The organism is Stenotrophomonas rhizophila (assembly GCF_020857975.1).
Taxonomy (GTDB): Bacteria; Pseudomonadota; Gammaproteobacteria; order Xanthomonadales; family Xanthomonadaceae; genus Stenotrophomonas; species Stenotrophomonas rhizophila_C.
Map to the genome: position 1 here is coordinate 170,416 of NZ_JACWUO010000008.1, position 19,841 is coordinate 190,256.

The following is a 19,841-nucleotide window of genomic DNA, read 5'->3' on the forward strand; positions in this document are numbered from 1 at the left end:
TCATTCAAACTTGCCGCCCTCTGCGCTACTCAGCTGGGCCGGGGTTTCGCTCATTTCGGCAAAGTGGATGCGGGTGACGTCCTGGTTGGCCTCGGTGATCTGGACCTCGCGCACGTAGCGGTCGCCACTCAGTGCCAGCCCGGTGAACACCTTGGCCAGCATCGCCGAGCGCGGGCTCAGCTGCATCTTCCAGCCATTGTTGGGCAGCGCCTCCACCTTCACCGTGAACTGCGCAGACAGCGCCTGCGCATCGCCGCTCATCAGCGCGAACATGATCGCGTTGACCGAGCGCATCGCCGGTTGCTGGCGGCCGTCCAGCTCGACCCGGCTGCTGCCGTCACGCTGGCGGCTGAGGATGCGGTCGCGGGTGACCACCACCTCCGACGGGAACGGCTTGAGCGTGGTCCAGATCACGCCGTGGTCCTGGGCCAGCACGAAGCTGCCCTGCGAACGCAACGGGTTCTTGAAGCCGGCCACCTGCTTTTCCTGGGTGAACGCGCCGCGCAGCACGCCAACCTTGGCCACCCGCTGCTTGACCAGATCGACATCGGCGGCGGGCGCGGCCAGCACCGGCGCGGCCCCCATCAACGACACCAGCACCACCAGCGTGCGCAGCAGGATGTTCATTGCACTTCCACTCCCAGACGGTCCCACAGCACGCGTGGGCACAGGTACAGCATTTCATTGGTGGCCGCGTCGACCGCCACCTGGATGGTGTGGGCGCGGGTCAGCACCTGGCCACTGCCGGCATCGAGGATCTCGTAGGCGATCTTCAGCCGGTTTTCCCATTCGGTGATGGTCGCGCGCACGCGCAGCGCCTGCCCGTACAGCAGCGGGCGGATGTACTTCACCCGCGCATCGACCACCGGCCAGAGGTAGCCGGATTCGCCCATCTGCGGGTAGTCGTAGTTGTAACGCTGCAGCAGCGCGCAGCGCGCGATCTCGAAATACTTGAAGTAGTTGCCGTGCCACACCACGTGCATCGGGTCGCAGTCGTGGAAGGTGGGCGACAGGCTTACCTCCAGACTCAGGTCAGGGCTGGTCATACAGGCTCCAGCGCTGGCCACGGATATCCCCGAGCAGCGCGCGCAGCTCGCCGTCCAGCGCGCGATCTTCCTCGATCAGCGCGATGCGCGCGCACAGGTCCTGGTACATCGCATCGAGGTCGCCATGCAGGGTCGCCTTCATGCCCGCCCGCTGGCGCAGCGCCACGCCCTGGCGGGCGGTGATCAGCAGCGCGGCGACCACCTGTTCGGTCAGTTCGATCACGCGCAGGCAGTCGCGCGCGGCGATGGTGCCCATGCTGACCTTGTCCTGGTTGTGGCATTCGGTGGAACGGGAGAACACCGAGGCCGGCATGGTCTGCTTGAGCGCTTCGGCGGTCCATGCCGATACGCTGATCTGCAGCGCCTTGAGCCCGTGGTTGATCGCCGCGCGCTCGCCGGTGGCGGCCGACAGGTTGGCCGGCAGGCCATGGTTGTAGCGCGCGTCCACCACCAGCGCCATCTGCCGGTCGAGCAGGTCGGCCAGGTTGGCGATGGTGTTCTTCAGCGCGTCCATCGCAAAGGCGATATGGCCGCCGTAGAAATGCCCGCCGTGCAGGATGCGCTCGCCGTCGACATCGATCAGCGGGTTGTCGTTGGCGCTGTTGAGTTCGGTCTCGATCAGCTGGCGCATGAACGGCAGCGCGTCCTGCACCACCCCGATCACGTGCGGGGCGCAGCGCAGCGAGTAGCGGTCCTGCAGGCGCTGTTCGTTGCGCGGCGGGCGGTCGCTGTGCAGGTCCTGGCGCAGCCGCGCGGCGATCTGCATCTGGCCCGGGTGCGGCTTGGCGGCGAACAGCATTTCATCGAAATGGTGCGCGTTGCCGTCGCTGGCCAGCACGTTGAACGCGGTCAGGCGCGTGGCGAGCTTGGTCAGGTAATCGGCGCGATCGAAGGCCAGGCAGGCCAGCGCGGTCATCACCGCGGTGCCGTTCATGATCGCCAGGCCTTCCTTGGGGCGCAGCCGCAGCGGGGCCATGCCGATCTCGGCCAGCACCTCGGCGGCCGGGCGGCGCGCGCCCTGGTACATCACCTCGCGCTCGCCACACAGCACCGCGGCCACGTAGGACAGCGGGGTGAGATCGCCACTGGCACCGACCGAGCCTTCGGCCGGGATCAGCGGCAGCACATCGTGGCGCAACAGCGTGGCCAGGCCCTGCAGCAGCGGGTGGCTGACCCCGGACATGCCGCGCACCAGCGAGGCCAGGCGCGCGGCGATCACCGCGCGGGTTTCGGCCTCGTCCAGGAACCGGCCCAGGCCGCAGCCGTGGTAGGTGAACAGGTGGTGCGGCAGTTCGGCCACCAGCGCCGGCGGGATGTTGACCGTGCACGAGTCGCCGTAGCCGGTGGTCACCCCATAGATGACGCCGTCCTCGCGCAGCAGGCGGTCGAGGAAATCGGCGCCCTTCTGGATGCGCGCCTGGAACGCCGGGTCGTCGCTGACCACGGCCTGGGCCTGGCGCTGGGACAGCGCGATCACGTCTTCGATGGTCAGCGGCGCATCGCCGAAGCGGATTTGGGGTGACTTACTTGCCATGAGATGCCTGATCCCAGAAGGGGAAGAAATTGAACCAGTCCAAGGGTGCCTGGGCGACCTGAACTTCCAGCCACCGGGCAAATTGTTCGGCCTGCGCGGTCAGCGCGGCATCGCGCGAGCCACGCGGCAATACGATGCGGTCGCTGAAATGTTCAAATCGCACGCGGTAGCCGTCGCCTTCATGCAGGCAGGCCATGGTGTAGACCGGGCAGGCCAGCGCCGAGGCCAGCACATAGGCGCCGATCGGGAACTGCGCCACATGGCCCAGGAATGGCGCCGGCACGGTACGGCCACCGCGCAGCGGCACGCGGTCGCCGACGATGGCCACAAAGCCGCCGGCCTCGACCCGGCGCTGCAGTTCCACCGCGGTGGCCGGGCCCATGTCGGTGACCTGCATCAGCTCCACCGAGGCCAGCGGATCCAGGCGCTGCATCAGCCGGTTGAACCGCTGCGCGTGGGCGGTATGCACCAGCACGGTGATGCGGAAACCGGGCACCTGTTCGGCCAGCACCTGGCACAGTTCCAGGCAGCCGATATGCGCGGTGAGGATCAGCCCGCCTTCGCGGCGCGCGATCTTGTCCAGCATCAGGTCGCGCTGCAGGCGGATACGGCTGGGCGGATAGCGCCCGCCCAGGCCGAGCAGCTTGTCCAGCAAGGTATCGGCGAACAGCGCGAAGTGCTTCAGGCTGGTCCAGCGCCCAGGCCGGCGGCCGAGCACGCCGGTATGCGCCTGCAGCCGGCGCAGGTACTGCAGCGAAGACCGCCGGGCCACGCCGTTGCCCAGCCAGTGGCACAGCACCACCGGGTACACGCACAGCCGGAACGGCCAGCGCCCCAACCAGCGGTGCACCCAGCACAGGAACAGCACCCCGGCGGCCGAGGTGGTCTCGCCCAGGTCGGCCCAGTGCGGGGCATTGGCCGGCGCCGGCGCGGTCATGCCGGCGTCGCTCCGCGCAGGCGGCGCCACAGCAGGCGGGGCGCGCGGCGCAGCATGCCGAAGAACAGCCGGGTGTGCATGCCGCTGATGCGTACGTTGTCGCGCCACACATCGAAGTGCGACACGCCGTCGCTGGGATAGGTGACCCGGGTCGGCAGGTTGATCACCGCCACCTCGCGCCAGAACAGGCGCACCAATATCTCGCTGTCGAAATCCATGCGCCGGCCGATGGTTTCCTCGCCGACCAGGCCGCTGACCGGCGCCAGCGGATAGACCCGGAAGCCGCACATCGAATCGCGGATCTGCAGCGACAGGGTGTTGATCCAGACCCAGACATGGGTGGCGTAACGGCCATACAGGCGCGCCTTGGGCACGCTGGCATCGTAGACCGGGATGCCGCAGATCACCGCCCCGGGATGCTGCCGGGCCAGCGCGACAAAGCGCGGGATATCGCCCGGGTCGTGCTGGCCGTCGGCATCGATCTGCAGCACGTGGCTGTGGCCGCGGCCGGCCGCGGCGGCGAACCCGGCCAGCATCGCCCCGCCCTTGCCCTGGTTGGCCGGCAGCCGCAGCAGCGTGACCTGCGGCGCGTGCGCGGCGGCCAGTGCATCCAGCACCTGCGCGCAGCCGGCATGCGAGCCGTCGTCGACCAGCAGGCACGGCAGCCCGCTGTCGATCACTCCGCGCACCACCGCGCCGATGGCGTGCTGGTGGTCGTAGACCGGGATCACTACCAGTGGCGTGAACGGCATCGCCGTCAGGCCCGTGCGGGATGGGTCATGCATCGCCGAACACCACCCGGCCACTGGCGTGCACGCCGTGGTCGGACACATAACGGAAGCTCAGCACCGATTTGTCCGCATCCCAGCCCAGGGTGAGCTGCAGGCAGTCGCCGGGGCGGGCCACGTGCTGGAACTTCAGCGCATCCATCCGTTCGAACCGCGGCGGCATGGCGAACGCTTCGCGCGCGTAGTGGATCGCCCAGTCCAGCTGGACCACCCCGGGCAGGATCCTGGCCTGCGGAAAATGCCCGTCAAAGGCCACCAGGTCCGCGTCCAGCGGCAGCAGCAGCGACGCCGCCGCCGCATCGCGCTGCTGCCATTGCGCCGCCGGCAGCAACGGCCGGAACAGCGCGCCCAGCGCGGCGGCGGTGACCTTGCCCTGTGCGTTGTACGGCCACTCGTCGATGAACCGCCAGCGGCGCGGGCGGGTCACCGCATCGTGGCTGTCGGCCAGGTGCGCGCTCAGCGCCTGCGCATGGCGGCGGCGCTGCGCATCGTCCCACTGCGCCACCCCGGCCTGCGCCGGCACCACCACCGCGGCCAGCTGTTCGCGCGTGCCCGGCAGCACCAGCACGCGCACCTCCTGGACCCATGGGTGCGCACGCAGCTGCTGTTCCAGCGCGTCCAGCGAGACCCGGCGTTCTTCGATCTTGACGATGCGGTCGGCGCGGCCGAGCAGGCGGAAACTGCGCCCGGCATCGGCCTCGACCCGGTCCTGGGTCTGCCACCAGTCCGCGCTGTCCAGGTGCGGCGAGGACACCGCCAGGCAACCGTCCTGGATCTTCCAGGCCACCCCGGGCAGCGGGTGCCACTGCGGCTGCCCGGCGCTCCAGCGGCGCCAGGCGATGCCGCCGGTCTCGCTGCTGCCGAACACTTCGGTCGGCGCCACGCCCAGCAAGGCGCGCGCCTGCAGGGCGGCCTCTTCGGGCAGCGGGCCGCCGGAGGAGAACACCGCGCGCAGGCAGCCGCCCAGCGCGGACCAGTCCAGCTGTTCGGGCAGGCGCTTGAGATGGGCCGGGGTGGCCACCAGTACCGAGGGGCCCTGCGCCAGCGCACTGACCAGGTCTTCGTGGAAGAAGCGCCGCGGCTGGATCGCACGCCCGGCCGCCAGCGGCCACAACACGCGGAACAACAGGCCGTAGATGTGCTGGTGCGAGACCGTACCGTGCACCTGCGCGCCTTCCAGCTGTTGGCCGAAGGCCGCCTGCAGCGCGTCCACTTCCGCGGTCAGCTGGCGCATGCGCTTGACGATCGCGCTGGGCGCGCCGGTGCTGCCGGAGGTGAACACCACCAGCTCCAGGGCATCCTGGTCCAGCGGGGCCAGCGCCGCATCGGCCGGCGCTGCGGCGTACGGCTGCAACGGGGCGTACCGGGCCGGCACGTCGCCGGCAAACCCGGCCACCCGCGGGCTCAGTCCTTCCAGCGTGCCCGGCAGGTTGTCGCCGCCCAGGAATACCCGCTTGCCGGCATGCCAGGCGCCCAGCAGGGCGGCGGCGAAGGCCAGCGTATCGTCGAAGTACAGCGCCCAGTCACGGCCCGGCGCGGCCGCGAAGGCCTGCTGCCAGCCCAGTACCTGCAGGCGGAACGCGGGATGGTCGACCTGCCCGTGCGCGGCCACGCCGACGCTGCGGCCAGGCCGCGGCGCCACCACCAGACGGTCCAGTGCGATCCACTCAGCCATGCACATGCGCCGCTTTCACCCGCCGCCGCACCAGCCATTCACCGGCAAACAGAACACCCATCATCACGTACGCCAACAATCCGTTGTATAGCGCCCAGACCTGGTTGGACGCCCACAGCGCCGTGGCCAGGGCCAGAGCCCCGTTGAGGACAAAAAACCCGCACCACACCCAGGTGACGCGGCGGGTATAGGCCACCGCGAACGGCGGCAGGTCCGGCTCGCCCAGCCGCGCCAGCCGTTCCACCGCGCTGGGCGGGAAACGCAGGCTGGTGGCGAAGATCACCAGCATCACCGCATTGACCAGGGCCGGGTACAGCTTCAGCGGCAGCGCCTGGTTGAAGGCGGTGGCCACCAGCGCCAGTGCCCCGGCGCCCAGCGCGGCCACCCACCACACCGGCTGGCGGGTGGTCAGCGCGCGCAGCGCGGCCAGCCCGAACAGCAGCAGCGACAGCCAGCGCGGCTCGAAGCGGCCCAGCGACAGGTACACCACCAGCGGGTACGCCAGCGACAGCAACGCAAACGCCGCGACGCGCACCCGGACCATGGTCAGTGTTCAGCGGCGGCCGTCAGGCGGCCGCTTGCCCGGGCAACAGCCCATGCACGACATCGACGATGTCCTGCACGGTGCGCACCGACTTGAACGCCTCCGGCTGCAGGTTGCGGCCGAGCAGCGGCTTGAGCTGCACGATCAGGTCGACCGCATCGATGCTGTCGATGTCCAGGTCGTCGTACAGGCGCGCCTCGGGCGTGATGCGGGCCGGCTCGATCTCAAAGCTGTCCTTGAGGATCTTGACGATACGCTCGAAAAGTTCGTTCTTGGTCATGGCAAATCCTGACGCCGTTACGACGGCTGACGTGCAGCGACGAACTCGCTCAGGGCACGCACGCTGGAAAAATGGCGACGGGTCTCTTCCGAATCCGCAGACAGGCTGACACCGTACTTTTTCTGCAGGGCCAAACCAAGTTCAAGTGCGTCAATCGAGTCCAGCCCCAGCCCCTCGACGAACAAGGGCGCAGCCGGGTCGATGTCTTCGGGAGTGATGTCTTCCAGTGAAAGCGATGAAATGATCAATTCCTTGATCTCGTGCTCAAGTGCCTGCACGGCTCGGTTCTCCAGCGAAGTCAAAGTAATGGGCAAGATGCTCGGTCACGCGCCGCGCCGCCAAGGCATCCCCCCTGGGCGTATCGTCGGCACCCGCCAGGAAGGGGGCGATCGGGAGATCTTCCCCGACTTCCAGCTGAACGTGAAAACGCCGTGATGGCACACGATACCATTTCTGGCCCTTGGTCAGGGTAGGCGGGGTACAGGTGATCCGGACCGGGGTGATGTCCAGCCGGCCGCGCACGGCGATGTTGGCCGCCCCGCGCTGCAGGCGCAGCGGCTGGCCCGGCACGGTGCGGGTGCCCTCGGGGAAGATCACCAGGTTGCCGCCGGCGTGGACGGCGGCGATGCAGTCGTCGATCAGCCCGGCCCCGTCGTCGTTGGACACATAGCCGGCGGCCCGGACCGGGCCGCGCATGAACGGGTTGCAGGCCACGGCCTGCTTGACCACGCAGTCGGCATTGGGCAACTGGGCGATCAGCAGCACCACGTCGATCAGGGTGGGATGGTTGGCCAGGATCAGCAGGCCGTTGCGCTGCAGGCGTTCGCCGCCGCGGATCTCATAGGTCATCACCCCCAGCCGGCGCATCAGCGCGACATGGCTGGCGAAACTGAACTGGACCAGCCGGCGCGCCAGCCGGCGCCGCCGGGCCGGGTCGCCGACCAGCAACAGCAGCGGCAACAGCAGCCCGCCCAGCAGCAGCCCGCCGATGCCGAACACGGCAAAGCAGACGGCGGTGCCCAGCAGCCGCCAGGCGTGGTCGAGCCGGGCTGTCCAGCGCTCAGCCATGGCGCTGCCAGGTCCATTGCTGGCCGTCGCTGGCCAACGCCAGCGTGGCGTCGTCGGAAAGCAGGAAGCGCAGCACGTCCAGGCCATGCGGCAGGCTCCGCGCGGCACTGTCGGCGGTGGCCGCGCCCCAGCCCAGCGACAGCCGGGTACCGGGCCGGTCGGCCGCGGCCAGGCGCCAGCACCAGGCGTAGTAAGGGTCCGGCTCGTCGGCAAAGTCGGCGTAGACCGGCGGCAATGGCGATTCGTACACGATCACGCGTACCTCCGGGGCACCGTCGGCGAGCAGGCCGAAGGCTTCCACGCAGGCGGCCTCGACCGTGGCCCGGCCGGCGGCCAGGGCCAGGTAGTTGCCGTGGTGGCCGCGGGCGATCGAATACAGCGCGGCCACCGCGTTGTGCACCGACAGGCCGAACGCGGTCGGCGACATGCTGTTGTCGGCGCCCAGGGTGTCCAGCAGTTCCATCGATCGCGCCACGTCGCCGTGGCGGGAAGCGAACACCAGCGGGACTTGGCCGCCGTCATCGGGCTGCTCGCACCAGCACGCGGCCTGGATGGCCATGCGCCCCAGCCGCTCGATCCGGCGCCGCTGCATCGCCGGCACCTCCGACAACGCCGGGGTGTCGGCGCCGCTGGGCAGCGTGGGGGCCTGCGCCCAGGCCTGCCAATCCGATTTCGTGGTCAGGCCCGGTGCCCAGGCCGACCAATCCACAACAGAGAACTCGATCATTCACGCCAACATAGTGATGGGCACCAGAAAGGACACGAGCCGGATGGCGACACGGGCCGGCCCCCCCATTCCAGCCGACCCGCACCTGTCTTGGACATCGTCCGGCGCCCATGGGGACGCCGTGAAAAGGAGCGCACGCTATCATGACACCCTCGGCACCGGCAGCATTCACAATCTGAAATGAGCAGCACCATCGACAACGTACCGGCCGTGGAGGTCGCTTTCCCCTCGTCCGGACCTGCGTTGTTCAGCGCCTGCTACGCCCCGGCCGCGCAACGCGATGCCGCCCTGGCCGACCCGCGCACCCTGGCGGTGTTTGGTTTCGGCGCGCGCCGGGCCGGCAGCGAAGACCCGCGCTGGCTGCAGATCCCGCTGGCCGTGCACGGCCCGGACCAGATCGAAATCTGGCGCGGCGCCGGCCCGGTGCAACATGGCAGCAGCGAAGGGGTGTGCTGGTCGCATACCGACAGCGTGCTGTTCGGGGCGATCGAAATCAGTGAGGTCGACGGCGATATCGCCACTGCCGCGGCGGTGGCCTACGAACGAATGAGTGGTTTCCTGACCCGCTGCGGCTTTCCGCACCTGCTGCGCACCTGGAACTACCTGGACGCGGTGACCGAAGGCGAGGGCGACCAGGAGCGCTACCGCCGCTTCTGCGTGGGCCGCGTACAAGGCCTGCGCGCGCTGGACGAGGCCGCGCTGCCGGCGGCGACCTGCATCGGCCGCTTCGACGGCGACCGCCGCCTGCAGGTGTACTGGCTGGCCGCGCGCGAACCCGGGCTGCCGCTGGAGAACCCGCGCCAGGTCAGCGCGTTCCGCTACCCGCGCCAGTACGGGCCGCAGTCGCCCAGTTTCGCCCGCGCGCTGCTGCCGCCGCCGGCCACCGGCCTGCCGCTGCTGCAGTCGGGCACCGCGGCCATCGTCGGCCACGCCTCCCAGCACGCCGGTTCGCTGCAGGAACAACTGGGCGAGACCCTGACCAACCTGCAGAGCCTGGTGGACACCGCGCGCCGCCAGCGCCCGTCGCTGGCACCCACGCTGGGCGCCACCTCGCTGCTGAAGGTCTACGTGCGCCGCGCCGAGGATATGCCGGCGATCGCCGCGCAGATGCGCGCCCTGCCCGGCGCCCCGGCCTTCGTGGTGCTGCACGCCGAAGTGTGCCGCGCCGAATTGCTGGTGGAGATTGAAGGGCTGCACGGCTGAGGCCAGTGGGGCAGTGCCCCGCCGGCCTCAGTGGTAGCCCGCGTCCGCCCGCACCTTGCCGCGGAACACCCGGTACGACCACGCCGTATAGCCCAGGATCACCGGCAGCAGCACCACCAGCCCGACCAGGCTGAAGCCCAGCGACGAGGCCGGTGCCGCCGCCTGCCACAGCGTCATGCTCGGCGGCAGCAGGTACGGCCACATGCCCAGCACCAGCCCGATGAAGCCCAGCACGAACAGCGCCAGGGTCAACAGGAACGGCGGCAGGTCGCGGCGCGGGTGCATCGCGCTGCGCCACAGCGCCACCGCCACGCCCAGGGTCAGCAGCGGCACCGGCGACAGCCACCAGAAGTTGCCATCGCTGAACCAGCGCGCCATCAACCGCGAATCCAGGAACGGCAGCCAGGTGCTGACCAGGCCCATGAACACGATCACCGCCACCACCAGCGGCCGGGTCAGCGTGCGCGCCATCTCCTGCTCGCGGCCTTCGGTCTTGAGGATCAGCCAGGTGCTGCCCAGCAGCGCATAGCCGAACACCACCGCTGCACCGGTCAGCATCGAGAACGGGCTGAACCAGCTGAACGCACCGCCCACATAGCGGCCGTCGACCACCTGCAGCCCTTCCACCAGCGCGCCCAGGATCACCCCCTGGGCAAAGGCGGCCAACAACGACCCCAGCCCGAAGGCCACGCTCCACAGCCGGCGCGAACGGTGCGCCTTGAAGCGGAACTCGAACGCCACCCCGCGGAACACCAGCGCCACCACCAGCAGCAGCACCGGCAGGTACAGCGCCGACAACAGTGCCGCATAGGCTTTCGGGAACGCCGCCATCAGGCCGGCACCGCCGAGCACCAGCCAGGTCTCGTTGCCATCCCAGATCGGCGCGGCGGTGTTCATCATCACGTCCAGCTGTTCTTCGTCCTCGGCCATCGGCGCGAGGATGCCGATGCCCAGCACGAAACCGTCCAGCACCACGTACATCAGCACGCCGAATCCGATCACCCCGAACCATGCCACCGGCAGCCAGGTTGTCATTTCCATCTCAGCTTTCCTCCAGTGGTTCGTCGGCGCCGGACAGTGGCCGCGCCGGGGTCTTGCTGCCGCCTTCCAGCGCCAGCGCCGGTTCGTGCGGGCGTGGGCCGGTGCGGATGATTTTGACCAGGTACCAGATGCCCCAGCCGAACACGAAGGCGTAGCCGACCACATAGACCGCCAGCGACAACGCCGTCATCCAGGCGCTCTGCGGGCCCACCGCATCGGCGGTGCGCAGTACGCCGTAGACCACCCACGGCTGGCGCCCCATTTCGGTGACGAACCATCCCGACAGCAGCGCGATGAAGCCGCTGGGCAGCATCCAGTTCCAGCCGGTGACCAGCCAGCGCGACTGCAGCAGCCGGCCGCGCCACCACTGGAAGGCCGACACCCAGGCCAGCAACAGCATCAGCGTGCCCAGCCCGACCATGATCCGGAACGCGAAGAACACCGGCACCACCGGCGGCCGTTCGCTGGCCGCCACCGAGGTCAGCGGCGCGAACGTACCATCCAGCGAATGGGTCAGGATCAGGCTGCCCAGGCGCGGGATGGCGATTTCATAGTCGTTGCGCTCGGCCTTTTCATTGGGCAGCGCGAACACCACCAGCGGCACGCCCTCGCCTTCGTCGGCCGAGTACCAGTGCGCTTCCATCGCCGCGATCTTCATCGGCTGGTGCTTGAGCGTGTTCAGCCCGTGCATGTCGCCCACGAAGATCTGCACCGGCACCGTCAGCGCGGCGAAGGCGATGGCCGCCAGCAGCATGGTGCGCCCGGCTTCCACGTGCGTGCCCCGCCGCAGGTACCAGGCACCCACGCCGCCGATCACGAAACACGTAGTGATGAACGAGCCCAGCGCCATATGCGCCAGGCGATACGGGAAGGACGGGTTGAACACCACCTGCCACCAGTCCTGCGGGTGCACGATGCCGTCGACCATGGCGTAGCCGGCCGGGGTATGCAGCCAGCTGTTGGAGGACAGGATCCAGAACGTGGAGAACAGCGTGCCCAGCGCCACCATGCAGGTGGAGAGGAAATGCAGGCGCGGCGACACCCGGCCCCAGCCGAACATCATCACCCCCAGGAAGCTGGCTTCCAGGAAGAACGCGGTCAGCACCTCGTAGGTGAGCAGCGGGCCGATCACGCTGCCGGCCACCTCGCTCAGGCGCGGCCAGTTGGTGCCGAACTGGAAGGCCATGACGATGCCACTGACCACGCCCATGCCGAAGGACACCGCGAAGATCTTCTGCCAGAAGAAATACAGCTCGCGCCAGATCGGGTTGCCGGTCCGCAGCCAGCGCGATTCCACGAAGGCCAGCCAGCTGGCCGTGCCGATGGTGAAGGCCGGGAACAGGACATGGAAACTGATGACGAACCCGAACTGGATCCGCGACAACAACAACGCGTCCACGTGACGCCTCCGGCAGGTTTCTGGAATCCGCACCAGTTTGGGCTGGTATCCGTGAAAGGCACATGCGACCCGGTGACGCGCTGCTTCACTTTGTCGCAGGTGTGGCCGGTCCTGAGTTGGTGGGTGATTCAGTGGGCGTGGGCCTTCGCCCGGGGCTACCGCGAGCGTGAGGGCCCCGCAGCGGCCGGTAGGCCCCTGGTGCAAATGTCCCCCGGCCGCGTTGCGGCCTCCTCCTTTACTTTGCCCAGGAGCCTACCGGCCGCTACGGGGCTCGGCTTGCGGTAAGCAGGGGAAGCCAAGGATTTTTGGCGCTGGTTGGTGGGTCGGGCGCTGGGGTCCCATACCCTTGGAGGCGAAGTAAAGGGGGAGGGGGCGGCCGCAGGCCGACGCCGGAGGACATTCGCCGGAAAGGGTATGGGACCCCAGCGCCCGACCCACCGACCCCCGCTTGCCTTGCGCAGGAAGGGGCCACGCCCATGACCTGTGGCCCCTTCCCGCAGCCCTTGCGGCTGCTACGCTTGGCGGGTTTTCCACTACGGTACCGCCCGCAATGCCCAGAACGCTGCCCTTGTCCCTGCTGCTGCTCGCCACCCTCGGCGGCGCCGCCCATGCGGCACCGACGCCGATCACCATCGAGCAGGCCATGGCCGACCCGGACTGGATCGGTCCACCGGTCGAGAGCGCCTGGTGGTCGTGGAACAGCCAGCAGGTGGAGTACCAGCTCAAGCGCGCCGGCAGCCCGATCCGCGACACCTTCCGCCAGCCGGTCAACGGGGGCGTGGCGGCCCAGGTGGCCGACGACCAGCGCGGCAGCCTGGACGTGGACAGCCCGGTGTATGACAGCGCGCGCCAGCGCAGCGTGTTCGTGCGCAATGGCGATGTGTTCCTGCGTGACCTGCGCAGCGGCGCGCTGACCCAGCTCACCCGCAGCACCGAAAAGTCCGGCGCGGTCAATTTCGCCCGCGATGGCGGGGTGATCTGGCGCACCGGGCAGAACTGGTTCCATTGGACCGCGGCCGCCGGCGTGCGGCAGGTGGCCAGCCTGAAGGCCGAGAAGAACCCCGACGATGTGCCCAAGCCGGACGTGCTGCGCGACCAGCAGCTGCGCACCCTGGCCACGCTGCGCAACGACCGTGCCCAGCGCGAGGCGCTCAAGGCGCAGGAAGCCAACTGGCGCCGCGCCGACGGCACCCGCGCGCCGGGCCCGGTGTACCTGGGGGCCGAGGTGGAGATCGTCGACAGCGTGCTGTCGCCGGATGCCCGCACCCTGATCGTGGTCACCAAGCCGAAGGGCTTCGATGAAGGCCGCGGCGGCAAGATGCCCAAGTACGTGACCGAATCGGGCTACGAGGAATTCGAGGACACCCGCACCCGCGTGGGCCGCAACGACCCCGAGCCGCACGCGCTGTGGCTGGTCGATGCGCAGGCCGGCACGGTCAAGCCGCTGTCGCTGGACGGCCTGCCGGGTATCGGCAGCGATCCGCTGGCCGCGCTGCGCAAGGCGGCCGGCAAGGACGCGCTGAAGGGCAACCGTCCGCTGGAGGTCCTCGGCGGCCCCGGCGCGCCGGGCATCCGCTGGAGCGCCGACGGCCAGCACGCGGCCATCATGCTGCGCGCCAACGACAACAAGGACCGCTGGATCGCCAGCGTCAGCGCGGCCGGCGGCAAGCTGGAAAACCGCCACCGCCTCACCGACAACGCGTGGATCAACTGGAGCTTCAACGATTTCGGCTGGTCCAGCGACAACCGCACGCTGTGGCTGCTGTCCGAAGAATCGGGCTATTCGCACCTGTATACCCAGCAGGGCACGGCCAAGCCGCAGGCACTGACCGGCGGCAACTGGGAAACCTCGATGCCGGTGCCCAGCGCCGACGGCCGCGGCTTCTACTTCCTGTGCAACCAGCAAAGCCCGGGCGACTACGAAGTCTGCGCGGTCGACAATGCCAGCAAGCAGGTGCGTGAGCTGACCGCGCTCAACGGCGTGGAAGACTTTTCGCTGTCGCCGGACGGCCAGCAGCTGCTGGTGCGCTATTCCGGCGCCTACCTGCCGGCGCAGCTGGCGGTGGTGCCCACCGGCGGCGGCCAGGCCAAGGTCCTCACCGACACCCGCAGCGCCGCGTTCAAGGCGCGCCAGTGGATCCAGCCCAAGCTGGTGCAGGTGCCGTCCAGGCACGGCGCCGGCGTGGTCTGGGCCAAGTACTACGGCCCGGAAAACCCCGAGCCGGGCAAGCAGTACCCGATCGCCATGTTCGTGCACGGCGCCGGCTACCTGCAGAACGTGCACCAGCGTTACCCGGCCTACTTCCGCGAGCAGATGTTCCACAACCTGCTGGTGCAGAAGGGCTACATCGTGCTGGACATGGATTACCGCGGCAGCGAGGGCTATGGCCGCAACTGGCGCACGGCGATCTACCGCAACATGGGCCACCCGGAACTGGAAGACTACAAGGACGGCCTGGACTGGCTGGTCCAGAACCAGCAGGGCGACCGCGACCACGCCGGCATCTATGGCGGTTCCTACGGCGGCTTCATGACCTTCATGGCGCTGTTCCGCTCGCCGGGCACGTTCAAGGCCGGTGCCGCGCTGCGCCCGGTGGTGGACTGGCACCAGTACAACCACGGCTACACCGCCAACATCCTCAACACCCCGGATATCGACCCGGAGGCCTACCGCAAATCCTCGCCGATCGAGTACGCTGACGGCCTGCAGGACCACCTGCTGATCGCGCACGGGATGATGGACGACAACGTGTTCTTCCAGGACTCGGTCAACCTGACCCAGAAGCTGATCGAACTGCACAAGGACAACTGGACCATCGCGCCCTACCCGCTGGAACGCCATGGCTATGTGCGCCCCGATTCCTGGCTGGACCAGTACAAGCGCATCCTCAAGCTGTTCGAAGAGAACCTGAAGTGAGTCCTGCCGCGGCGCCGATCGAGATCGTCGCCGCGGTCATCGGCGACACCGTCGGCCGGGTGCTGGTGGTGCGCAAACAGGGCACGGACCACTTCATCCAGCCCGGCGGCAAACCCGAACCGGGCGAGGCGCCCCTGCAGGCCCTGGCGCGTGAGCTCTGGGAGGAACTGGGGGTACGGCTGGACGCCGCCAGCGCCTTGCCACTCGGGCGTTTCCAGGCCTGGGCGGTGCACGAACCCGGCCGCCGGGTACACGCCCACGCCTGGCTGGTGCGGGTGCACGGCACGCCACGGCCGCAGGCCGAAATCGCCGAGCTGGCCTGGGTACCGCTGCAGCCGCCGCACGGGCGGCGCTTGGCAGCCTTGAGCGCAGACCATATCCTGCCGGCGGCCGCGCTCGCGCTGGCGGCAGGCTGACGCCTGGCGCCCACCCCAACCAGGACACCGGATGTCATCGCTTCCCCCGCAACTACCCACGGCCGCGCCCCCGGTCGCAGCGCAGGTAGCGCCCAAGTTCCTCTCGCCGATGCTGCTGTCGGTGCTGGTGGTCTGCATCGTCTCGGCGCTGTCCTGGGCATTGCTGGCCGCGCTGGCGGTACCGCTGCGCCAGGCCGCCTGGCTGCAGGACCTGCTCGGTGATGCGCCGCTGGAATGGCTGTCGCCCTCGCTGCGCTGGCTGGGCCACCACGTGGTGGCCACCAGCCTCTGGATGCTGGCCATCTGCGTGGCCGGCGTCGCCGCCAGCTGGGGCATGCTGTACCGCCAACGCTGGGCGCTGTGGCTGTTCATCGTGGTGCTGGTGGTAACCGCCCTGCTCAACTTCGCCGGCGCCTGGCTGGTCGATGAGGCCTTCGCGCACGGCATCGCCTACCTGACCGCCCATCTGGACGACCCCGACCTGACCGCGTACATGGATGGCACCGAGCTGCGCCGGCTCAAGCACGAACTGCTGATGCACCGCATCCTGTACACCGGCATGTCGGTGCTGACCGCGCTGACCTTCGCCGGCCTGCACGGCTGGCTGGTGGTGCGCCTGCTGCGTGCCGACGTGCAGGCCTGGTTCGGCCGCTGACCCCTGTTTTCCGCTGCCCTGTTTTCCGCTGTATGCAAGGACTGACCCCGTGACCCCTGCTGTTTCCCCCCGCCGCTGGCGCTGTGTTGCCTTGGCCGTGCTGGCCACCCTGAGCCTGCCGGCCGCCGCCCAGTCGCTGCGCTGCGGCACCTTCAAGGACGCCGACAGCGGCGCCGTGCTGCGGCTGGAAAGCAGCGCGCAGGCCCGGCTCGAGCTGCCCGGCCAGGCGGCCGAGCCGTACCACCTGCAGCACGAGGGCGACCAGCTGCTGGCCGCCAACCTGGCCAGCGGCAGGACCTCGAGGCTGTCGGTCAGCGCCGACGGCCGTTACCTCAACGACGACACCGCGCATTACGCACTCGAGGGCGAGGCCGCCTGCCAGCCGCCGCCGACGTTCGCGCCCGGCAGCTGCCGCGCCGATATCGCCACCTGCATGGGCCAGATGGTGTGGGCCGGCGCGGACAGCTGGCGGCAATGGTGCGCCCAGGGCATCCCGGTCGCCTGCGACCGGCTGATCGAGGACTACCGCAGCGACGCACGCAGTGCCTGGGTGATCGCCAGGGTGATGGCCGACCCCACGATACCGTCCAGCGTTCCCCCGGTGTGCCAGCAGGACAACGCCGCCTTCGATGCCGACGCCTGCCGCGTGGCCGACGACAAGGACCGGGTGCGGGCGGTCGGCAAGGCGTTTTCGATCACCAGGGAGATGCCGGAGGAACCGCTCCTGCCCGCCGCGCAGCTGGACGAGGTGGAGGCGCTGTGCCGCCAGCACCCCAGCGGCACCTTCTGCACCGCCGTGGCGCTGGCATTGCGCACCGCCGGGCGGCTGCCGGCGGCCCGTGCGGCACTGCAACTGGCCTGCAGCCCCGGCAACGATGCGCAGGCCTGCGCGCAGCTGGCTGCGACCCCATGATCTCCCCCGCGCGGATCTCCCACCGCCGTGCCGGCTGGCGCGGCAGCCTGCTGGTGCTGCTGGCATTGGCCAGCCTGCCGGCCGCGGCACAGTCGATGACCTGCGGCAGCTTCGCCGAGGCCGACGGCGGCAGCGTACTGCGCCTGGAAGGCCCGGACCGCGCGGTCGAGCAACAGCCCGAACTGCCCCCGGCGCCGTACCGGGTCCAGCGCGCGGGCAACCAGCTGACCCTGGCCGACCTGGACAGCGGCCGGGTGCGCACGCTGGCCGTGCTCGACGGTGGCCGCCGCCTGAGCGACGCCGACACCGGCGCCAGCTACCGGCTGCAGCATCCCGCCCGCTGCCGGCCGGCCGTGGCGGTGGCCGCCGGCAGCTGCCAGGCCGACCCGGCCCGATGCCTGCAGACGCTGGCGTCGGCCGACACCGACCGCCTGCGCCAGTGGTGCCACGAGGGCGTGCCGGCCGCCTGCAAGCGCCTGCTCGAGAACTACCGCGACCAGGCGCGTAGCGCCGGGCGGCCCGACCCGGCAATAGCGGCGACCGACCTGGCCGAGCCGGAGGCATGCAAGCAGGAATCAGGCCGGTTCGACGAGGCGGCCTGCCGCGCGGCGGCACGCCAGGTGCTGGACAAGGCGATGGCCAGCTTCATGGCCGGCGCGCTCGGCCCGGCCACGGCGGCCCCACTGGCGCCGGCACAACTGGACGACCTGGTCGCGCTGTGCCGCGCGCAGACCTTCGGCACGTTCTGTACCGACGCTGCGGCGGCGCTATGGGACGCCGGCCGGCTTACCGACGCGCGCAGCGCCCTGCAGCAGGCCTGCCGCCAAGGCCAGGATCCCCAGGGCTGCGCCAGCCTGGCGCAGCTGCAGGACCGCCCGCTGGACGCGGTAGCGGCCACCGTGCTGCCGTGCGGCAGCTACCTGGCCAGCCAGGGGTTGATGGAGCACCTGCCGTTCGGCGATGGCGGCCTGGTCGACAGCGGCTTCGGCGGCAAGCTGCGTGCGCGCCTGCAGGACGGCCAGATCCGCATCCGGCATGACAAGGGCGACGACTTCGTGTTCCAGCCGCTGCGCAACGGCGACCTGGTCGGCATCGACGGCTGGAACCGCTACGCCTATTACCAGCATCAACCCGACGCCGGCCCGGCGCAGTGCAAGGCACCGGTGGTGTTCGTGGAAACGCCGTTGCCGCAGGACTGCCCGACCCTGGCCCGCGAGGGCGGCGCCGAGGCCTGCTGCGCGGCCGGCAAGCTGCAGGGCTGCAACGCGGCAGGCCACCAGCAGGCGCTGCGCGGGCAGTGGAGCCAAGCGGCGCCGTTCTACCTGAAGCTGTGCGACGCAGGCGTGCGCGAGGGCTGCGAGAACCTGGCCACGGTGTATGCACACACTGGCGATGACGCACTGCCGCAGGCCATTGCCGCACGCTGCGAGCGCGATGGCAGCGGCACCCACGTGGCCTGCGACGTGCACGCCACCCGCAACTGGCCGCTGCTGCAGCTAGGGGCGGAAATGGAGCAGCTGGCCGAGCGCATGGCGGCCGAGCCCGAACACGACGGCGATCGGCAGGAGGCGGACGAACCGACGGGCAGCGAGGAAGAACCGGCGCCGGCCGCGCCGCGCAACCGCAAGCGTCGTTGATGCCTGCAGGCCGCTGCGGCGGCCTGCGGTAAAGTAGCGCCATGAACGAATTCGAGCGCGTACGCAGCTACCTGACCGACCTGCAGGACCGCATCTGTGCGGCGATCGAGGCCGCCGACGGCCAGGCCCGGTTTGCCGAAGATCTCTGGCAGCGGGCCGAGGGCGGTGGCGGCCGCACCCGCATCCTGCGCGACGGCGCGGTCTTCGAGCAGGCCGGGATCGGTTTTTCCGATGTCTGCGGCACCCGCCTGCCGCCATCGGCATCGGCCAACCGGCCCGAGCTGGCCGGCGCCTCGTGGCGCGCCACCGGGGTGTCGCTGGTGTTCCACCCGGCCAACCCCTACCTGCCGACCACCCATGCCAACGTGCGTTACTTCCGCGCCGAGCGCGACGGCGTGGAAGTGGCCTCGTGGTTCGGCGGCGGCTTCGACCTGACCCCGTTCTATCCGGTCGACGAGGATGTGCAGCACTGGCACCAAGTCGCACACGATCTGTGCGCGCCGTTCGGCGCCGAACGCTATCCGGCGCACAAGCGCTGGTGCGATGAGTATTTCTTCCTGCGCCACCGCGATGAAACGCGCGGTGTGGGCGGGCTGTTCTTCGATGACCTGCACGGCGATTTCGAACGCGATTTCGCCTACCTGCGGGCGGTCGGCGATGGTTTCCTGGACGCCTACCTGCCGATCGTGGAACGCCGCAAGGCCACGCCCTATGGCGAGCGCGAGCGCGAGTTCCAGCTGTACCGGCGCGGCCGCTACGTGGAGTTCAACCTGGTCTACGACCGCGGCACGCTGTTCGGCCTGCAGAGCGGCGGGCGCAGCGAGAGCATCCTGATGAGCCTGCCGCCGCGGGTGCGCTGGGAGTACGGCTTCCAGCCCGAGGCCGGCAGCGACGAGGCGCGGCTGGCCGACTACCTGGTGCCGCGCGACTGGGTGTAGCGCCACGCCGTGCGCGGCCGGCGATGCCGGCGGTATCGGTGAACGTCATCCACGCATGGCGTGGATCTTATCTCTTGCCGATCTGGCATTTTAGGTGCCGAGAGCCCGGCGTGGGCGACCGTG

General features: G+C 69.7%; 20 protein-coding genes. 7 read left to right on the forward strand and 13 right to left on the reverse strand.

All coding sequences use genetic code 11. From position 1 onward, the window contains the following. The 11 genes from IC535_RS10245 to IC535_RS10295 are packed head-to-tail and all read right to left on the reverse strand — an operon-like array spanning position 1 to position 8,599. The gene (locus IC535_RS10245) at positions 1 to 627 is read right to left on the reverse strand and encodes an outer membrane lipoprotein carrier protein LolA (protein WP_228886152.1); all 627 of its coding nucleotides are present in this window, start codon (positions 625 to 627) and stop codon (positions 1 to 3) included. Further along, positions 624 to 1,046, reverse strand: coding sequence for an acyl-CoA thioesterase (locus IC535_RS10250; RefSeq protein ID WP_228886153.1), 423 nt, complete (start codon positions 1,044 to 1,046; stop codon positions 624 to 626). The genes IC535_RS10245 and IC535_RS10250 overlap by 4 nt, the downstream gene beginning before the upstream one ends. Next, the gene (locus IC535_RS10255; protein ID WP_228886154.1) at positions 1,033 to 2,580 is read right to left on the reverse strand and encodes an HAL/PAL/TAL family ammonia-lyase; all 1,548 of its coding nucleotides are present in this window, start codon (positions 2,578 to 2,580) and stop codon (positions 1,033 to 1,035) included. Before IC535_RS10255 ends, IC535_RS10250 begins: the two co-directional genes overlap by 14 nt. Then, complete coding sequence (locus tag IC535_RS10260) at positions 2,570 to 3,517, reverse strand: acyltransferase (RefSeq protein WP_228886155.1); 948 nt, start codon at positions 3,515 to 3,517, stop codon at positions 2,570 to 2,572. Before IC535_RS10260 ends, IC535_RS10255 begins: the two co-directional genes overlap by 11 nt. After that, positions 3,514 to 4,302 (reverse strand): glycosyltransferase family 2 protein, encoded by a 789-nt coding sequence (locus tag IC535_RS10265; RefSeq protein WP_228886156.1) that lies wholly within the window; start codon positions 4,300 to 4,302, stop codon positions 3,514 to 3,516. Before IC535_RS10265 ends, IC535_RS10260 begins: the two co-directional genes overlap by 4 nt. Beyond that, the gene (locus IC535_RS10270) at positions 4,295 to 5,980 is read right to left on the reverse strand and encodes an AMP-binding protein (protein ID WP_228886157.1); all 1,686 of its coding nucleotides are present in this window, start codon (positions 5,978 to 5,980) and stop codon (positions 4,295 to 4,297) included. Before IC535_RS10270 ends, IC535_RS10265 begins: the two co-directional genes overlap by 8 nt. Next, on the reverse strand, positions 5,973 to 6,524 hold the full coding sequence (locus IC535_RS10275; protein WP_228886158.1) for a hypothetical protein: 552 nt from the start codon (positions 6,522 to 6,524) through the stop codon (positions 5,973 to 5,975). The genes IC535_RS10270 and IC535_RS10275 overlap by 8 nt, the downstream gene beginning before the upstream one ends. A 22-nt stretch (positions 6,525 to 6,546) precedes the next feature. Beyond that, positions 6,547 to 6,804 carry an acyl carrier protein gene (locus IC535_RS10280; protein ID WP_228886159.1) on the reverse strand — a complete coding sequence of 86 codons (258 nt, stop codon included), beginning with the start codon at positions 6,802 to 6,804 and terminating at the stop codon, positions 6,547 to 6,549. Positions 6,805 to 6,821: 17 nt separating this feature from the next. Further along, positions 6,822 to 7,082: a phosphopantetheine-binding protein gene (locus tag IC535_RS10285; protein WP_228886160.1), complete on the reverse strand. Its 261-nt coding sequence runs from the start codon at positions 7,080 to 7,082 to the stop codon at positions 6,822 to 6,824. After that, positions 7,069 to 7,872 (reverse strand): lysophospholipid acyltransferase family protein, encoded by an 804-nt coding sequence (locus IC535_RS10290; protein ID WP_228886161.1) that lies wholly within the window; start codon positions 7,870 to 7,872, stop codon positions 7,069 to 7,071. Before IC535_RS10290 ends, IC535_RS10285 begins: the two co-directional genes overlap by 14 nt. Next, positions 7,865 to 8,599, reverse strand: coding sequence for a beta-ketoacyl synthase chain length factor (locus IC535_RS10295; RefSeq protein ID WP_228886162.1), 735 nt, complete (start codon positions 8,597 to 8,599; stop codon positions 7,865 to 7,867). The genes IC535_RS10290 and IC535_RS10295 overlap by 8 nt, the downstream gene beginning before the upstream one ends. Before the next feature lie 180 nt (positions 8,600 to 8,779). Here IC535_RS10295 and IC535_RS10300 point away from each other — a divergent pair, with 180 nt between their 5' ends. Next, on the forward strand, positions 8,780 to 9,802 hold the full coding sequence (locus IC535_RS10300; RefSeq protein WP_228886163.1) for a pteridine-dependent deoxygenase: 1,023 nt from the start codon (positions 8,780 to 8,782) through the stop codon (positions 9,800 to 9,802). A gap of 27 nt (positions 9,803 to 9,829) precedes the next feature. Here IC535_RS10300 and cydB read toward each other — a convergent pair whose 3' ends face one another. Beyond that, entirely contained in the window at positions 9,830 to 10,843 is a 1,014-nt protein-coding gene (cydB, locus tag IC535_RS10305; protein WP_228886164.1) for a cytochrome d ubiquinol oxidase subunit II, read from the reverse strand. Between the two features lies 1 nt (position 10,844). Beyond that, complete coding sequence (locus IC535_RS10310) at positions 10,845 to 12,242, reverse strand: cytochrome ubiquinol oxidase subunit I (protein ID WP_228886166.1); 1,398 nt, start codon at positions 12,240 to 12,242, stop codon at positions 10,845 to 10,847. A gap of 550 nt (positions 12,243 to 12,792) precedes the next feature. Between IC535_RS10310 and IC535_RS10315 the strand changes: the two genes are divergently transcribed. From IC535_RS10315 to hemF, 6 genes are read left to right on the forward strand one after another with little or no spacing between them, the layout of a single operon-like run. Beyond that, entirely contained in the window at positions 12,793 to 15,159 is a 2,367-nt protein-coding gene (locus IC535_RS10315; protein ID WP_228886167.1) for a S9 family peptidase, read from the forward strand. After that, on the forward strand, positions 15,156 to 15,575 hold the full coding sequence (locus IC535_RS10320) for an NUDIX hydrolase (RefSeq protein ID WP_228886168.1): 420 nt from the start codon (positions 15,156 to 15,158) through the stop codon (positions 15,573 to 15,575). Before IC535_RS10315 ends, IC535_RS10320 begins: the two co-directional genes overlap by 4 nt. A 31-nt stretch (positions 15,576 to 15,606) precedes the next feature. After that, on the forward strand, positions 15,607 to 16,230 hold the full coding sequence (locus IC535_RS10325; protein ID WP_228886169.1) for a hypothetical protein: 624 nt from the start codon (positions 15,607 to 15,609) through the stop codon (positions 16,228 to 16,230). Positions 16,231 to 16,279: 49 nt separating this feature from the next. Then, positions 16,280 to 17,143, forward strand: a complete 864-nt coding sequence (locus IC535_RS10330) for a hypothetical protein (RefSeq protein WP_228886170.1) — start codon at positions 16,280 to 16,282, stop codon at positions 17,141 to 17,143. Continuing rightward, the gene (locus IC535_RS10335; protein ID WP_228886171.1) at positions 17,140 to 18,780 is read left to right on the forward strand and encodes a hypothetical protein; all 1,641 of its coding nucleotides are present in this window, start codon (positions 17,140 to 17,142) and stop codon (positions 18,778 to 18,780) included. Before IC535_RS10330 ends, IC535_RS10335 begins: the two co-directional genes overlap by 4 nt. Before the next feature lie 41 nt (positions 18,781 to 18,821). Next, on the forward strand, positions 18,822 to 19,718 hold the full coding sequence (hemF, locus tag IC535_RS10340) for an oxygen-dependent coproporphyrinogen oxidase (RefSeq protein ID WP_228886172.1): 897 nt from the start codon (positions 18,822 to 18,824) through the stop codon (positions 19,716 to 19,718). Positions 19,719 to 19,841: the final 123 nt, after the last annotated feature.

Bases quoted from the DNA above. Each gene is read 5' to 3' on its own strand.
- IC535_RS10295 (WP_228886162.1), bottom strand. From the start codon at position 8,599: ATGATCGAGTTCTCTGTTGTGGATTGGTCGGCCTGGGCACCGGGCCTG.
- IC535_RS10290 (WP_228886161.1), bottom strand. From the start codon at position 7,872: ATGGCTGAGCGCTGGACAGCCCGGCTCGACCACGCCTGGCGGCTGCTG.
- IC535_RS10315 (WP_228886167.1), top strand. From the start codon at position 12,793: ATGCCCAGAACGCTGCCCTTGTCCCTGCTGCTGCTCGCCACCCTCGGC.
- IC535_RS10265 (WP_228886156.1), bottom strand. From the start codon at position 4,302: ATGCATGACCCATCCCGCACGGGCCTGACGGCGATGCCGTTCACGCCA.
- IC535_RS10260 (WP_228886155.1), bottom strand. From the start codon at position 3,517: ATGACCGCGCCGGCGCCGGCCAATGCCCCGCACTGGGCCGACCTGGGC.
- IC535_RS10250 (WP_228886153.1), bottom strand. From the start codon at position 1,046: ATGACCAGCCCTGACCTGAGTCTGGAGGTAAGCCTGTCGCCCACCTTC.
- hemF (WP_228886172.1), top strand. From the start codon at position 18,822: ATGAACGAATTCGAGCGCGTACGCAGCTACCTGACCGACCTGCAGGAC.
- IC535_RS10245 (WP_228886152.1), bottom strand. From the start codon at position 627: ATGAACATCCTGCTGCGCACGCTGGTGGTGCTGGTGTCGTTGATGGGG.
- IC535_RS10335 (WP_228886171.1), top strand. From the start codon at position 17,140: ATGATCTCCCCCGCGCGGATCTCCCACCGCCGTGCCGGCTGGCGCGGC.
- IC535_RS10280 (WP_228886159.1), bottom strand. From the start codon at position 6,804: ATGACCAAGAACGAACTTTTCGAGCGTATCGTCAAGATCCTCAAGGAC.
- IC535_RS10275 (WP_228886158.1), bottom strand. From the start codon at position 6,524: ATGGTCCGGGTGCGCGTCGCGGCGTTTGCGTTGCTGTCGCTGGCGTAC.
- cydB (WP_228886164.1), bottom strand. From the start codon at position 10,843: ATGGAAATGACAACCTGGCTGCCGGTGGCATGGTTCGGGGTGATCGGA.
- IC535_RS10300 (WP_228886163.1), top strand. From the start codon at position 8,780: ATGAGCAGCACCATCGACAACGTACCGGCCGTGGAGGTCGCTTTCCCC.
- IC535_RS10255 (WP_228886154.1), bottom strand. From the start codon at position 2,580: ATGGCAAGTAAGTCACCCCAAATCCGCTTCGGCGATGCGCCGCTGACC.
- IC535_RS10325 (WP_228886169.1), top strand. From the start codon at position 15,607: ATGTCATCGCTTCCCCCGCAACTACCCACGGCCGCGCCCCCGGTCGCA.
- IC535_RS10270 (WP_228886157.1), bottom strand. From the start codon at position 5,980: ATGGCTGAGTGGATCGCACTGGACCGTCTGGTGGTGGCGCCGCGGCCT.